This is a genomic window from Aromatoleum buckelii (genome assembly GCF_012910785.2).
GTDB classification, from domain to species: Bacteria; Pseudomonadota; Gammaproteobacteria; order Burkholderiales; family Rhodocyclaceae; genus Aromatoleum; species Aromatoleum buckelii.
This window is the reverse complement of the sequence record NZ_WTVH02000008.1, coordinates 65,572-79,248: the sequence shown is the minus strand read 5'-3', so window position 1 is coordinate 79,248 and position 13,677 is coordinate 65,572. Positions and strand designations below refer to the sequence as shown.

Genomic DNA, 13,677 nt, shown 5'->3' with positions numbered 1-13,677 from the left:
CCTCCCGCAGGCTGCCGAATGCTCGCCGTGGGCTGGGCGGCGAGGCGCTCGGCCAGCAGCACCGCATGTGCGTGATCCGATCGAAAAATCGCGATGTTACGGAATGCATTGTTGTGGGTAAGGGGATGCGCCTGGCCAGGCCCGGCGTGGCTGCTACATTGGAAAGCGGGGGCTTTCGATACCCACAAGGAGGAAGACATGAAGACCCTGATCCGGCACGCCCTTTCCGCCAGTCTTTTCACCAGCCTCGGCCTGGCTGGCGCCGCCTTCGCGCAGGACGCGACGGTGACGATCAGTTCGCCGGCTGACGGCGCCAAGCTCGCCGCGACGGCGCCGATCGAGATCGCCTACGATGTGACGCCGGGGCCGCGCGGCGACCACACCCACCTCTATGTGGACGGCGACGAGGCGGCGGTGCTGCGTCAGCTGAAGGGCAGCCACAAGCTGGAGCGGCTCGCCAGCGGCATGCACGAGCTGTGCATCAAGGTGGTGAACAAGAACCACACGCCGATCGGTGTCGACAAGTGCGTCAAGGTCGACGTGCAGTGAGCCGCCGGGGTGGCGGTCGATCTGCAGAACCTCGCCTATGCGTTAGTGCAGCTGGTGCATAACTTCGGGGCCGTCGCCGTCACTGGCAGCGCGGCGGCGGCATGGTGGGCAGATGGGCCGCCGCCTGCGTTGCGCGGCCTAGCCTGGCTCGCGCTTGCCGGCTGGGCGCTGCAGGCGGCGAGCGGCGCCGGCTTCGGCGCCGTGAGTTATGCCTGGTACGGTCGCTTTCCGGAGCTGCACGGCATCGCGGTCGCGGCACTTGTCGTGAAGATGGTTTGTGCGGTGAGCGGCTTTCTGCTCGCCGCCGCCTATCTGCGCTTCGCCCACGGCTGGCAGGAGCGTCGTCGCCGGGGCGTATGGCGGGCGCTGTTCGCCCTCGCCGCGACCGCGCTGTCGGCAGCGGCCTTTCTGCGCTGGTTTGCCTGAGTGCGGCGCTTGCACGCGGAGCGATCAGCGCTCGCGCCGCCTGCCGTCGCGCTCGCTATCGTGCTCATTGTGGACCTCGTGGAAACACGGGGTCAGGTCGGCGGGGGTGGCCGGCGGAGAAGGCATGCGGTGGAAGGCGCTGTGCTTTTCCGCCGACGGTCCTACGGCACGAGCCCCGGCAGATAGGCTTTTACGACGAGGGCGGCCGCGGCCGCCATAATCGCGGCCACGCAGGCGAGCGAGATGCCGACCATCAATTTGAGCCGCTGCAGGTCGGACTTCGCGTCGGGGGAGTCGGCTTTCAGGCGCCGCAGGTCGGCCGTGACGTCCACCATGTCCGCCTTTATCTCGCCCAAGTCCGACTTTACCCTCGCTGCCAAGGCTGCGAGGTCGGCCTTGACGGCACTCCCGTCAGCCTTGGCGGCAGTCACCCCGGCCTTCAGGCTCGCGATCTCGGTCTGGAGGGCGGCGAGATCGGTGCGCAGGCCGTGGATGTCCGGTGTCACCCCCGCGAGGTCTTCCGCAATTCCGGTGATCCGCGTCTTCATCGCCTCGACGTCCGCCTTCAATTGCGACAGATCACTGGTAAGCAGGGCGAAAGCGCCCTTGAAGCTTCCGAGGTCCGCCGCGACGCGGGCGCCGCTGTCGGCGATGCCCGTTGCCTGCCGGGCCAGTTCGTCGAGCGACACCTCCCCGGCCCGCAGCTTCCCCGCCACCGCGCCGAGGTCGTCCCGCAGCGAGCCGAGGCCGCTTTTGACCTCGTCTGCGTCCTCCTTGAGCGCCTCGACGAGCGCCCGGAGACGCGGAAGGTCGGCGCGGAAATCGCCTGCTTGCGCCCGGAAGTCGTCTGCGCCGAGCCGCAGCCGCTCGGTGCCGGTTCTTACCTCGGACAGGGTCTGTGAGAGTGACTCGAGGCGCGTGCGCAGATCGCCGACGCCGGTTTCGCTGAGCGCGTCAGCGAGCGCCTCGGCCTGCGCGCGCGCCTGCGCGTCGGTGAGCCCGGCAGCCGTGAGGCTGCGAACGAATTTCAGGGTGTCGAAGTAGACGCCGCTCACGCTTGTCTCCTTTTTTGCGCGGACAATACACCATTTCCCCTTTATGAGGGTTCGTCAGGGACGCGGCGTCGGCGAAGCCTCCATGTGTCGGCGAGAGGGGCGCGGGCATGGCCCTCGACGGCGGGCAGCGCAGCAGCGAACGGCACCTGGCGAGGATGCAAACATTCTAGAACGCGATGGGGAGCGACGATTCGGCGCAATGACAGGCTCCGGCCGCTTCCCGGGAAGTCGAAGGGGCGCCGAGGGGAGCTGAAGAACGGCATCCTGCGCCGCTGGCCGCGTCGCGGGCTATGGCGCGAACACGGTGCGGCGCAGGTTCTGGGCGCGTTACTTGCCGTATTGTGCCTTGGCCCTTTCCTGGCAAGCATCCTTGGCGTCGCCCGCCAACGCGTCGCATTTTTCCCTGGCGACCTTGTACTCCGAGTCACGCTTGTCTTCGGCAGCGTCCTTGCGGGCTTCCGACGACTTTTCCCCGGCTTCGACGCTCGCTTCGCCCGACTCCATGCGGGCTTTCGCATCGGCCTTTGCCGCGGTCTCGGCGGCCTTTGCCTCTTTCATGCATACATCCTTGGCGTTGCCCGCCATGTCGTCGCAGCGTTCCTTCGCGACTTCGTAGTCGGCCTCCGCCCGCGCGACCCACGCGTCATGGCGATTTTCCGGGCTCGGCTTGTAGGCGGCCTCGAGTTCGGCCTTATCGACCTTTTCATTGCCCTTGGCATCGGCGACGCAGATGTCCTTCTTGTTACCGGACAGTGCGTCGCAGGCTTCCTTGGCGGCCTCGTAGTCGTTCTCGATCCTGTCCTTCGCGGCGTCGTAGTCGCTTTTCGACATGTTCTGAGCCATCCCGGCGGTACTGAATGCCAGGCCGAGTGCGATCGCAATCGCGTCAATCGTGCGTGTTCTCATTTTTTTCTCCGTATGCTGACAGGAAGGCGGTACAGAGGAATGTGCCGTCGGCATCCTTGTCCGGACCTTCGTGCTGCTTCCTAGCAACATACGTTCCCGCCCCACGCGACGAGGGCGGCCGCGACGACCCGGAACGGCTACAGCAGCACCCGCTCGATGCCGCCGCTGTTCGCGCGCTGCACGTAGTCCGGCATCCAGTTGTCGCCGAGCAGGTGCTTCGCGATCTCGACGACGATGTAGTCAGCTTCGACGCCGCCGCCGTCGTTGGCGTAGCGGGAAAGGCCCTGCAGGCACGACGGGCACGACGTCAGGATCTTGATCGGATCGGCCTCGCCGTCGCTCAGCGCCGCCGCGCCTTTCTCGATCTCCTGCTGCTTGCGGAAGCGCACCTGCGTCGAGATGTCCGGTCGCGCGACCGCGAGTGTGCCCGATTCGCCGCAGCAGCGATCGTTGAGATCGACGCGCGTGCCCATCAGCTGGTTCGCGACCTTGATGCCGGAATGCGTCTTCATCGGCGTGTGGCACGGCTCGTGGTACATGTATTTCGTGCCGGCCACGCCTTCGAGCGCGACGCCTTTTTCCATCAGGTACTCGTGGATGTCGAGCAGCCGGCAGCCGGGGAAGATCTGCTCGAACTGGTATTTCTGCAGCTGGTCCATGCACGTGCCGCAAGACACGATCACGGTCTTGATGTCGAGGTAGTTCAGCGTGTTCGCGACGCGGTGGAACAGCACGCGGTTGTCGGTCGTGATCTGCTGGCCCTTGTCCTCCTCGCCGGCGGCGGTCTGCGGGTAGCCACAGCACAGATAGCCGGGCGGCAGCACGGTGGTCGCGCCGACCTGGTACAGCATCGCCTGCGTCGCGAGGCCGACCTGGCTGAACAGGCGCTCGGAGCCGCAGCCGGGGAAATAGAACACCGCTTCCGAGTCGTCGCGCTTCAGGTGCGGGTCGCGGATCACCGGGATGACGTTGGCGTTCTCGATGTCGAGCAGCGCACGGCTGGTGCGTTTGGGCAGCTTGCCGGGCATCGGCTTGTTGATGAAGTGGATCACCTGCGCGCGCAGCGGCGCCTTGCCGAGGGTCGCCGGCGGCTGCTTGACCTGTTGCTGGACGAGGCCGAGCGATTTGCCGACCCGGTGCGCGAGCCGCTGCGCCTTGTAGCCCCATTCGATCATGCCGGTGCGGATCAGCTTGATCGTCGCCGGATCCTTCGCGGTCAGAAAAGCCATCGCGGCGGCCTTGCCCGGGTTGAAGGACTTCTTGCCCTGCTTCCTCAGGAGGTTGCGCATCTTGATCGACACGTCGCCGAAGTCGATATCGACCGGGCACGGTTTCTCGCACTTGTGGCAGACGGTGCAGTGGTCGGCGACGTCCTCGAACTCGGCCCAGTGCGCGAGCGACACGCCGCGCCGCGTCTGCTCCTCGTACAGCATCGCCTCGACGAGCAGCGACGTGCTGAGGATCTTGTTGCGCGGGCTGTAGAGCAGGTTCGCGCGCGGCACGTGCGTCGAGCACACCGGCTTGCACTTGCCGCAGCGCAGGCAGTCCTTGATGTCGTGCGCGATGTCGCCGATCTCGGTCTGCTCCATGATCAGCGACTCGTGGCCCATCAGATTGAAGCTCGGCGTGTAGGCGTTGTCGAGATTGCCGCTGATCGTGCCGAGCCCGCGCATCAGCTTGCCGCGGTTGAAGCGGCCGTGCGGGTCGACGCGACGCTTGTATTCCCAGAAGTTCGCCATCTCGGCGTCGGTGAGATAGTCGAGCTTGGTGATGCCGATGCCGTGCTCGCCGGAAATGACGCCATCGAGCGAGCGGGCGAGCGCCATGATGCGGTCGACGGCGCGGTTCGCCGTGGCGAGCATCGCGTAGTGGTCGGAGTTGACCGGGATGTTGGTATGCACGTTGCCGTCGCCGGCATGCATGTGCAGAGCGACGAACACGCGCCCGCGCAGCACTTCCTTGTGCACTTCCTCGATGCGCGCGACGACCGGGCGGAACACTGCGCCGTCGAAGATCTTGTCGAGGCGCGGCTTCAACTCCGTCTTCCACGACGTGCGCACCGAATAGTCCTGCAGGCGGTGGAAGAGCTTCGGATTTGCGGCGCGATTCGTCAGCTCGCCGGCGTGGATGCCGAATTCGTCGAACTGCGCTTCGGCCTGCGCCAGCGGCAGGTCGAGGTTATCGAGCAGCCACTGCCAGCGGCGGCGCACGCTCGCGACGTAGTCGACCGCGGCCTGGCGACGGTCGCCGATCAGCTCGTCGCTCGGCAGGTTCGCATCGCCCTGGTCGAGCGGCAGCTCGCCGGCGAGCAGTTCGGTCAGCGCGTCGCACAGCTCGAGCTTGTTGCGCGTGGACAGCTCGATGTTGATGCGCTCGATGCCGTCGCAGTAATCACCCATGCGCGGCAGCGGGATCACGACGTCCTCGTTGACCTTGAACGCATTGGTGTGGCGCGAGATTGCCGCGGTGCGCGAGCGGTCGAGCCAGAAGCGCTTCCTCTGCTCGGGGCTGACCGCGATGAAGCCTTCGGCGCCGCGCACGTTGCACATCCGCACGACTTCCGAAGCAGCCGTCATGACCGCCGCTTCGTCGTGGCCGACGATGTCGCCGATCAGCACCATTTTCGGCCGGCCGTGGCGCTTGGCCTTCGTCGTGTAGCCGACCGCGTTCACGTAGCGCTCGTCGAGGTGCTCGAGGCCGGCGAGCTGCACGCCGAGGCGCTCGCCCTCATTGCCGGGCTTGAACCAGTCGGTGATCTCGACGATCGCCGGCACCGCTTCGCGCACCTGGCCGAAGAATTCGAGGCACACCGTGCGCGTCACCGGCGGCATCCTGTGCAGCACCCAGCGCGCGGCGACGATCAGCCCGTCGGTGCCTTCCTTCTGCACGCCCGGGACGCCGCCGAGGAATTTGTCGGTGACGTCCTTGCCGAGCCCCACTTTGCGGCACGAGGCGCCGGGCAGCGTCAGCATTTCCTCGCCGGTCTGCTTTCTGCCGCTCGGGTCGAACCGGCGCAGGCGGAAACGCACCGTTTCCTGCTCGTGGATCTTGCCGAAGTTGTGGTCGAGGCGCTCGACTTCGAGCCAGTCGCCGTCGGGCGTGACCATTTTCCACCACGCCAGGTTGTCGAGCGCAGTGCCCCACAATACGGCTTTTTTGCCGCCGGCGTTCATCGCGATGTTGCCGCCGATGCACGACGCGGATGCCGAAGTCGGGTCGACGGCGAACACGCGCCCGGCCGCCGCCGCCGCTTCGGCGACGCGTTCGGTGACGACGCCGGCGCCGGTGCGGATCGTCGCGTAGCGCGTGCCTTCGCTGCCATCGGCGCCCGGCAGGGCGAGTTCCTCGACCGGGCCGATCGCGATCAGTTTTTCGGTGTTGATGACGGCCGAGCGCGCATCGAGCGGCACTGCGCCGCCGGTGTAGCCGGTGCCGCCGCCGCGCGGGATGATCGTCAGGCCGAGCTCGATGCAGCCTTTCACGAGCGGCGCCATCTCTTCTTCGGTGTCGGGGTAGAGGACGACGAATGGGTATTCGACGCGCCAGTCGGTTGCGTCGGTGACGTGCGACACGCGGGCGTGGCCGTCGAAGCAGATGTTGTCGCGCGCGGTGTGGCGCGTCAGCGTCTTCAGCGTCTTCTTGCGCAGCGCTTCGGTGTCGCTGAAGAGCTGCGCGAAGCGGTCCACCGCGGCGTGCGCCGACTCGATGAGGCGCGCGACCTTGTCGCTGCGTTCCGGATCCTGCGCTGCGCTTTCCTCGCGGCGCTTCTCGACTTCGCGCAGCCGGTGGCGCAGCGCCTCGATCAGCGCGCGGCGCCGCTCCGGGTTCCCGAGCAGGTCGTCCTGGAGGTAAGGGTTGCGCTGCACGACCCAGATGTCGCCGAGCACTTCGTAGAGCATCCGCGCCGAGCGCCCGGTCACGCGTTCCTCGCGCAGCGCATCGAGCGCGTGCCACGCGTCGGCGCCGAGCAGGCGGATGACGATCTCGCGGTCCGAGAACGACGTGTAGTTATAGGGAATCTCGCGCAGGCGTTGAGTCATCAGATGTTCCGATACCAGGACGGCGGGGAAGCCGCAAATTGTAACTTACCGCGGTGCAATACGAACGTTGGACAAGTCCCTGCGCTGCGTAGGGGCTTGATTTTCAAGCGGCTTATATCGTGCCGTCGATTCTGCGCGAAGGGTGCGGCAGATTTCGGGCGGCAGCTCCTCGAGCAGCCGACGTCGCGTACGAGGAGGCGGGCTCACAGCACGGCGAATGCGACGAGCGCGTAGCGTAGCAGCTTGCCCGCCGCCATCCACAGCAGGCACGGCAGCCACGCGAGGCGCAGCCAGCCGGCCGCGGCGCACAATGCATCGCCGATCACCGGCACCCACGACAGCAGCAGGATCGGCGCGCCGTGATCACGCACCCAGGCGAGCCGCGCCGTGTCGGCTTTTCCCGGCAGCAGCCGGGCGAGCGCCCACGTGCTCATGCCGCCGAGCGTGTTGCCGAGCGTCGCGAGCGTCAGCGCGGCGACGAGCTGCTCGGGCCGCAGCGCGAGCACGCCGGCGAGCACGAACTCCGATCCGCCCGGCAGCAGTGTCGCGGAAAGGAAGCTCGACGCGAACAGCGCCGCGAGACCCGCTTCGGGGCCGGGGTCGAGCAGCGAAAGGAAGCTCATCGGCGGCTGCGGGTGCGGGCCGCCTAGACGATCTCGAAAAACGCCAGGTCGCGCTCGATGTCGTTCGCCGAGAAACCGCAGCCGATGCGGCCCGGGCCGATCAGCGGCAGTTCGCCGGCCTTGATGCACCGCTCGGCGCCGCCATTTTCGGCGACGTACGTGCCGTTGGTGCTGCGGTCGATCAGGACGAAACCTTCGCGCCGGCGCTCGATGCGCGCGTGCTGGCGCGAAGTGCGTCGGTCGATGATGACGATGTCGTTGCCGATCTCGCGCCCCAGCAGCACCACCGGGCGGTTCTCCTCGACGAACAGTACGTCCTGCTGGTGGTGGATCCTGAGCCGTTGCGAGATTCGCTCCGCGGCCGGGATCGACGTGATCGTGCCGGAATAACGCACGATCTCGAACACCGGCCAGCCGAGCCCGTCGAGCGCGGAGTCCTGCAGCGGCTTGTTGCAGGCGAGATGGCGCACGCCCGGCGACAGCTGCATCACGACCGCATTGCTGGCGAGAATGTGGCCGGGTTTCGCGGTATCGGCGAGGCGCATCGCGAGCGCCTCGTCCGCGCTGACCGCCGGGCCCGGGGCGGCCGCGCCATAGTGCACGCCGACCCGGATCAGCATCCGCAGGCCGCGCAGCGGCGGCAGGCTTTCGACGCGCTCGAGCATTTCGCAGGCGGCGAGGATCGCCGCGTCGCAGCGCTCGAACGCCGCGCACGCACGGGCCGTCTCGCGGCGCAGCCGGGCCCCGGCATTCGCCTCGATCGCCCGCTCGACGCGGTGCATGCAGCGCTCGACCGCATGGTTGACTTCGTGCGCGCCGAGCGCCTCGGCAAAGCGCTGTCTCCCGGGTACTTCGGCAACGAGGACGCAGACGTTCTTCGGCTGGATCATGTGCGGGGGCAGTCACGGCCGCGGCCGCGTCCCGGCGCCGGGCGGGCCGGGGCGGGACGTGCCGCGTGGGATGAGGGTCAGGTTCTCCGCGGGGCGGATCGGCGCCTACTCCCCGTCCGGGGGGTGATCGGCGAAGTGCATTACGGTGGGCATTGCGGTGGGCATGACGCCGCGCATGACCGCGGCGGACGCGGACGGCAGCTCGACGCGGTCGAACGCGATGTCGCCCTCGGCGACGACCGTGTCGCGCGTCAGGTTGCGGAAATCGAACAGCGATGCGTCGGCGAGATGCGACGGCACGACCTGGCCGAGCGCGGTCGCGATCGATTCGATGCGCCCCGGATGCTCGCGCGCCCAGCCCTGCAGCATCGTCTTGATCTGCTTCCTCTGCGCGTTTTCCTGCGAACCGCACAGGTTGCACGGAATGATCGGGAACGCCATCGTGCGCGCGAACTTCGTGATGTCGGCTTCGGTGCAGTATGCGAGCGGCCGGATCACGACGTGTTCGCCGTTGTCGCTGACGAGCTTCGGCGGCATCGCCTTGATCTTGCCGCCGAAGAACAGGTTCAGGAACAGCGTCTCGAGCATGTCGTCGCGGTGATGGCCGAGCGCGATGCGCGTCGCGCCGAGCTCGCGCGCAACGCGATAGATGATGCCGCGCCGCAGCCGCGAGCACAGCGAACAGGTCGTCTTGCCCTCGGGGATCTTGTCCTTGACGATCGAGTAGGTGTCCTCGGTGACGATGCGGTATTCGACGCCGATCGACTCGAAATAGGCCGGCAGCACGTCGGCGGGGAAGCCGGGCTGCTTCTGGTCGAGGTTCATCGCGATGATGCGGAAGTCGACCGGGGCACGTTCGCGCAGCGCGAGCAGGCACGACAGCAGCGTGTACGAATCCTTGCCGCCGGACACGCAGACCATCACCGTGTCGCCGTCGCCGATCATGTTGAAATCGGCGATCGCTTTGCCGACGCTGCGTTCGAGCTTTTTCTTCAGCCGCAGGAAAGTGTTCGAAAAACGGCTGTCGGCCGCTTCGGCGGGAGCTGGAGTCGGCGTGGCGACAGCGGAAAGGGGAGTCACGGTTGAGCGTCCTGCGGGGAAACGAACGGAATTATACCTTTGTGCACTGCGCCAGCGGTCCTGCTGCGCTCACAGGTGCGCGCTGCGCCCGCCGTCGACGGCGATGATCTGCCCGGTGACATAAGGGGCGTCGAACAGCAGGAAGCGGACCGTGCGGGCGATGTCGGCAGCCGACCCGATCCGCCCGAGCAGCGTGTGCCGGACGATTTCATCGCGCTGCTCGGGCGGAAACTGGCCGTCTTCCGGCCACTCGATCGCGCCGGGGGATACGCCATTCACTCTCACGTCAGGCGCCAGCTCCAGCGCCAGCGCCCGGGTGAGACCCAGCAGGCCGGCTTTCGCAGCGCAATACAGCGGGTAGTTGCGCAACGGGCGCTCGGCGTGGATATCGACGATGTTGACGATCGCGCCGCGCTGGCGCCGCAGCATCGGCGCCGCGGCCTGCGCGAGGAACAGGGGGCCTTTCAGGTTCGAACCGATCAGTTCGGTCCAAGCGGCGGCGTCGATATGGCCGAGCGGGGTCGGAAAGAAGCTCGATGCGTTGTTCACGACCGCATCGAGTCGGTCGTGCGTCGCGAGCAATGCGTCGATCAAGGCCGCGGGAACGCCGTCGTCCTTGAGGTCGCCGTGCGCCAGCGACGCGGAGCCGGGGCGCAACCGGTCGAGTTCGTCGGCCACGGCACGGGCCTCGGCTGCCGAGTTGCGGTAATGCAGCACGACATGCGCGCCGGTGGCGTGCAACGTGCGCGCGATTTCCGCGCCGACGCGCCGGGCGGCGCCGGTAACCAGGATGACTGGCGAGGCTGCGGTGCTCATCGTGCCGGATTCCTCGGTTCTGGCCACCCGCGCGTGGCCGCTGGAGACAGACGCTAGAATACGCGTTTTCCCGATTGTCGCCGCCCATGTCCCTGCCTCGACCTTCCGCCGACGCGATCGAACAAAGCGCGCGCCTGGTGCGCTCGATCACCGCATCCATCGCCGCGGCCGGCGGCTGGATTCCCTTCTCGCGCTACATGGAACTGGCGCTGTATTCGCCGGGGCTGGGGTATTACAGCGGCGGGGCGAGGAAATTCGGCCCGGGCGGAGACTTCATCACGGCCCCGGAGCTGACGCCGCTGTTCGGCCAGGCGCTCGCGGCGCAGGTCGAGCAAGTGATGCGCGCCTCCGCCGCGCACGTCATCGAAGCGGGAGCCGGCACCGGACTGCTCGCCGCCGATCTGCTGCTCGAACTCGAGCGGCGGGACTGCCTGCCCGAGACTTACGGCATCCTCGAACTGTCGGGGGAACTGCGCGAGCGCCAGTTCGACTTGCTGGCCGAGAAAGCGCCTCGTCTGGCGAGTCGCGTGCGCTGGCTCGACGCGCTGCCGGAGCGTTTCTCCGGCGCGCTGGTCGCGAACGAAGTCCTCGACGTGATGCCGGTGCACCTTGTCGTGTCGCGGCCCGAAGGGTTGTTCGAGCGCGGCGTCGCCGTCGATTCGGCCGGCACGCTGCGCTGGGCGGACTCGCCGGCGAGCGGGGCCGTGGCCGACGCGGCACACGCGCTCGACCTGCCGTTGCCCGAAAGCGGCGAATACGTCACCGAACTGAACCTCGCTGCGCGGGCGTGGGTCGGCGAATGGGCGCAGCGGCTCGAGCGCGGCGCGCTGCTGCTCGTCGATTACGGTTATCCGCGTGCCGAGTATTACCTGCCGGCGCGCTCGAACGGCACGCTGCTGTGCTATTACCGCCACCATGCGCACGCCGACCCTTTCCTGTGGCCGGGGCTGAACGATATTACCGCGTTCGTCGATTTCACGTCGGTGGCCGAGGCTGCGTTCGACGCCGGGCTCGACGTGCTCGGCTACACCAACCAGGCCGCGTTCCTGTTCAACTGCGGGCTGCTCGAATGCCTCGCACGGCGCGGGCCGGAGACGTCGGCGGACTACATCCGCGCGGCGCGCGCCGCGCAGCGGCTGACCACACCGCAGGAGATGGGAGAGCTCTTCAAGGTGCTTGCGCTGGGCAAAGGCATCCCCGAACCCCTGCTCGGGTTCCAGCGCGGCGACAGGGTGCACGCGCTGTAACTCGCGGCGCACCGTTCGGCGGCGCCCCGAAAGCATCATTCGGACGCACTGCGCGAGTCGGCGGGGTGGGCAGCGCTGTTCCGGCTACGTCGCGCTTCCCGGGTTCCGCGTCACGCGCGGCCTGCCCGGTTTCTATTCCTGATAGCGGTAAACCGCCTGCAGGAAATCGTCGACGTCGATCGGCGGCGGGCGGCGATTCCCGGCTACTTCGACCCCTTCGACGTGCTGCAACGGTAGCGCGGGTTCGGGTTGCGGCAACCAGCTGGCATTGAGCACTTCGTCGCCGTATTCATCGGGATTCCCGATCACATCGCATGTGTGCATTTCCATGATGATCACCATGATGGCCTCCGCGACGTACCCCCCTTGTTCCGGCTTCCCGGCTTTGGTCTCGCGGACCGGGACATGCTGGAGGCACCGGGGTGCCGCGATTGTCTGCAGCCGCCGCTCCGGGTTCGTGCTCCGGAAGCGACACGGCCGGCGGGGTTCCGGAATGGCCCCGCGTTTTCATCTTGGCGCCGAATGATTACAGTTTCCAGCACTAAACTTCGACAAGTTGTACCGTGAGCCAGTCAAGGAGCATTTCCGCAACACTTTCCCAGTCGCGCTCGAGCATGACTCCATGTCCCAGACCGGGCAGGATCTTCGCCTCCAGCCCGTACAGCGCCGCGGTCATTGCAACCTGCGCGGGCGGGATGAGGTGATCGTGTTCCGCGCCGACGATCAGCATCGGCGGGCGGTGCATGCGCGAAGGCTGCGGCAGGTTGAAAAGCGTCATGTCCCACACCGCGCGGTGGGATTCGGGCTGGCACAGATGGTAGTAGCGCATCAGCGCGTCGTCATCGACCGGCTGGTGGAACAGGGCTTCGCGCAGGCTTTCCGGGTCGGGCTGGCTGCCGGCGAGCATCTGGTTCAGGTTGCCGAGGAGGTGCGGCTTGTTGAACATCAGGCCGAGCGCCGAGCCCATCAGCCCTTGCGGCGGGACCGAGCACAGCAGCGCGACGGCGGGGACGTCGGCCTCCTCGAGGTACTTCTGTATCACCATCCCGCCCATCGAGTGGCCGATCAGCGCCGGCGCCCGCGGCAACGCGGCGATGACTTCGGTGACGTCGCGCACGTAGTCGTCGATCGAGAACGAATCGAGCCCTCCGCGCCTGCGGCTCGCGCCATGGCCGGACAGCGACAGTGCATAGCAGTCGAAGCCGGCAGCGGCGAAATACGGCAAAAAATGTTCGTCCCAGCACCACGCGCCGGTGTAGGCGCCGTGGATGAACAGCAGCGGGACCGGCGAAACCGCCTTGCCGGCAGGGGGCCGCGCAATCACCTCGAGTTCGCCGAAAGGCCGCGCGCTCATTGCGGCACCGCCATGCCGCGCTGCACTGCCGGCCGCGCCGCGATCGCATCGAACCACCGCCGCACTTCGGGGAAGCGGTCGAGGTCGATTCCCTGCCAGTCGTGGCTCGCGATCCACGGGAACGTCGCGATGTCAGCGACCGAATAGTCCGCGCCTGCGAGCCAGTCGCGGCCGGCGAGGCGGGTATTGAGCACGCCATAGAGGCGCTCGGCTTCCTTCGCGTAGCGTTCGACCGCATACGGGATCACTTCCGGTGCGTAACGCAGGAAGTGGTGCGCCTGCCCGAGCATCGGGCCGACGCTGCCCATCTGGAACATCAGCCACTGGATCGCCTCGCAGCGGCCCCGCGCTCCGGGCGGCAGCAGGCGCCCGGTCTTTTCAGCGAGGTACAGCAGGATCGCGCCGGATTCGATGACCGTGATCGGCTCGCCGTCCGGCCCTTCGTCATCGACGATCACCGGGATGCGGTTGTTCGGGTTCAGCGCGAGAAACTCGCTCGTGAATTGCTCGCCGCGGGAAATGTCGATCGGGCGCGCTTCGTAGCGCAGCCCGAGTTCCTCGAGGGCGATCGAGATCTTGCGGCCGTTGGGTGTGGTCCAGGTGTAAAGCGTGATCATCGGACAGGCTCCGTCGATGGCGGCGCGAAGGCCGCGTTGCGAGACGCACCCTTCGCGAGGTCTAATGCGAATTT

General features: G+C 67.2%; 13 protein-coding genes. 3 read left to right on the top strand and 10 right to left on the bottom strand.

Annotated elements, in window-relative coordinates; genetic code table 11:
• Positions 1 to 198: 198 nt before the first annotated feature.
• Both GO608_RS02310 and GO608_RS02305 read left to right on the top strand, forming a co-directional pair.
• Positions 199 to 549 carry a hypothetical protein gene (locus GO608_RS02310; RefSeq protein ID WP_169198266.1) on the top strand — a complete coding sequence of 117 codons (351 nt, stop codon included), beginning with the start codon at positions 199 to 201 and terminating at the stop codon, positions 547 to 549.
• A 9-nt stretch (positions 550 to 558) separates the two neighbouring features.
• Positions 559 to 975 carry a hypothetical protein gene (locus GO608_RS02305; RefSeq protein WP_169198267.1) on the top strand — a complete coding sequence of 139 codons (417 nt, stop codon included), beginning with the start codon at positions 559 to 561 and terminating at the stop codon, positions 973 to 975.
• Between the two features lie 161 nt (positions 976 to 1,136).
• On the opposite strand, the gene GO608_RS02300 is transcribed toward GO608_RS02305, so the two are convergent.
• The 7 genes from GO608_RS02300 to GO608_RS02270 all read right to left on the bottom strand — a co-directional run bounded on the left by GO608_RS02300 (position 1,137) and on the right by GO608_RS02270 (position 10,385).
• Positions 1,137 to 2,030, bottom strand: a complete 894-nt coding sequence (locus GO608_RS02300; RefSeq protein WP_169198268.1) for a coiled-coil domain-containing protein — start codon at positions 2,028 to 2,030, stop codon at positions 1,137 to 1,139.
• A 327-nt stretch (positions 2,031 to 2,357) separates the two neighbouring features.
• Entirely contained in the window at positions 2,358 to 2,936 is a 579-nt protein-coding gene (locus tag GO608_RS02295) for a hypothetical protein (protein ID WP_169198269.1), read from the bottom strand.
• Between the two features lie 137 nt (positions 2,937 to 3,073).
• Complete coding sequence (locus GO608_RS02290; protein ID WP_169198270.1) at positions 3,074 to 6,976, bottom strand: DUF3683 domain-containing protein; 3,903 nt, start codon at positions 6,974 to 6,976, stop codon at positions 3,074 to 3,076.
• A gap of 203 nt (positions 6,977 to 7,179) precedes the next feature.
• A complete protein-coding gene (locus tag GO608_RS02285) occupies positions 7,180 to 7,599 on the bottom strand; it encodes a YqaA family protein (RefSeq protein ID WP_169198271.1) in 420 nt (139 codons plus the stop codon).
• Between the two features lie 23 nt (positions 7,600 to 7,622).
• Complete coding sequence (locus GO608_RS02280; RefSeq protein WP_169198272.1) at positions 7,623 to 8,489, bottom strand: FHA domain-containing protein; 867 nt, start codon at positions 8,487 to 8,489, stop codon at positions 7,623 to 7,625.
• Between the two features lie 105 nt (positions 8,490 to 8,594).
• Positions 8,595 to 9,569, bottom strand: a complete 975-nt coding sequence (gene ttcA, locus GO608_RS02275) for a tRNA 2-thiocytidine(32) synthetase TtcA (RefSeq protein WP_169198273.1) — start codon at positions 9,567 to 9,569, stop codon at positions 8,595 to 8,597.
• Between the two features lie 69 nt (positions 9,570 to 9,638).
• Positions 9,639 to 10,385, bottom strand: a complete 747-nt coding sequence (locus GO608_RS02270; RefSeq protein ID WP_169198274.1) for a pteridine reductase — start codon at positions 10,383 to 10,385, stop codon at positions 9,639 to 9,641.
• Between the two features lie 86 nt (positions 10,386 to 10,471).
• Between GO608_RS02270 and GO608_RS02265 the strand changes: the two genes are divergently transcribed.
• Positions 10,472 to 11,632: a class I SAM-dependent methyltransferase gene (locus GO608_RS02265; RefSeq protein ID WP_169198275.1), complete on the top strand. Its 1,161-nt coding sequence runs from the start codon at positions 10,472 to 10,474 to the stop codon at positions 11,630 to 11,632.
• A gap of 132 nt (positions 11,633 to 11,764) precedes the next feature.
• Here the strand turns inward: GO608_RS02265 and GO608_RS02260 are convergent, their stop codons facing one another.
• The 3 genes from GO608_RS02260 to GO608_RS02250 form a co-directional block, all read right to left on the bottom strand.
• The gene (locus GO608_RS02260) at positions 11,765 to 11,974 is read right to left on the bottom strand and encodes a hypothetical protein (RefSeq protein WP_169198276.1); all 210 of its coding nucleotides are present in this window, start codon (positions 11,972 to 11,974) and stop codon (positions 11,765 to 11,767) included.
• A gap of 199 nt (positions 11,975 to 12,173) precedes the next feature.
• Entirely contained in the window at positions 12,174 to 12,986 is an 813-nt protein-coding gene (locus GO608_RS02255) for an alpha/beta hydrolase (protein ID WP_169198277.1), read from the bottom strand.
• A complete protein-coding gene (locus GO608_RS02250; protein WP_169198278.1) occupies positions 12,983 to 13,603 on the bottom strand; it encodes a glutathione S-transferase family protein in 621 nt (206 codons plus the stop codon). Before GO608_RS02250 ends, GO608_RS02255 begins: the two co-directional genes overlap by 4 nt.
• Between the last annotated feature and the right edge of the window lie 74 nt (positions 13,604 to 13,677).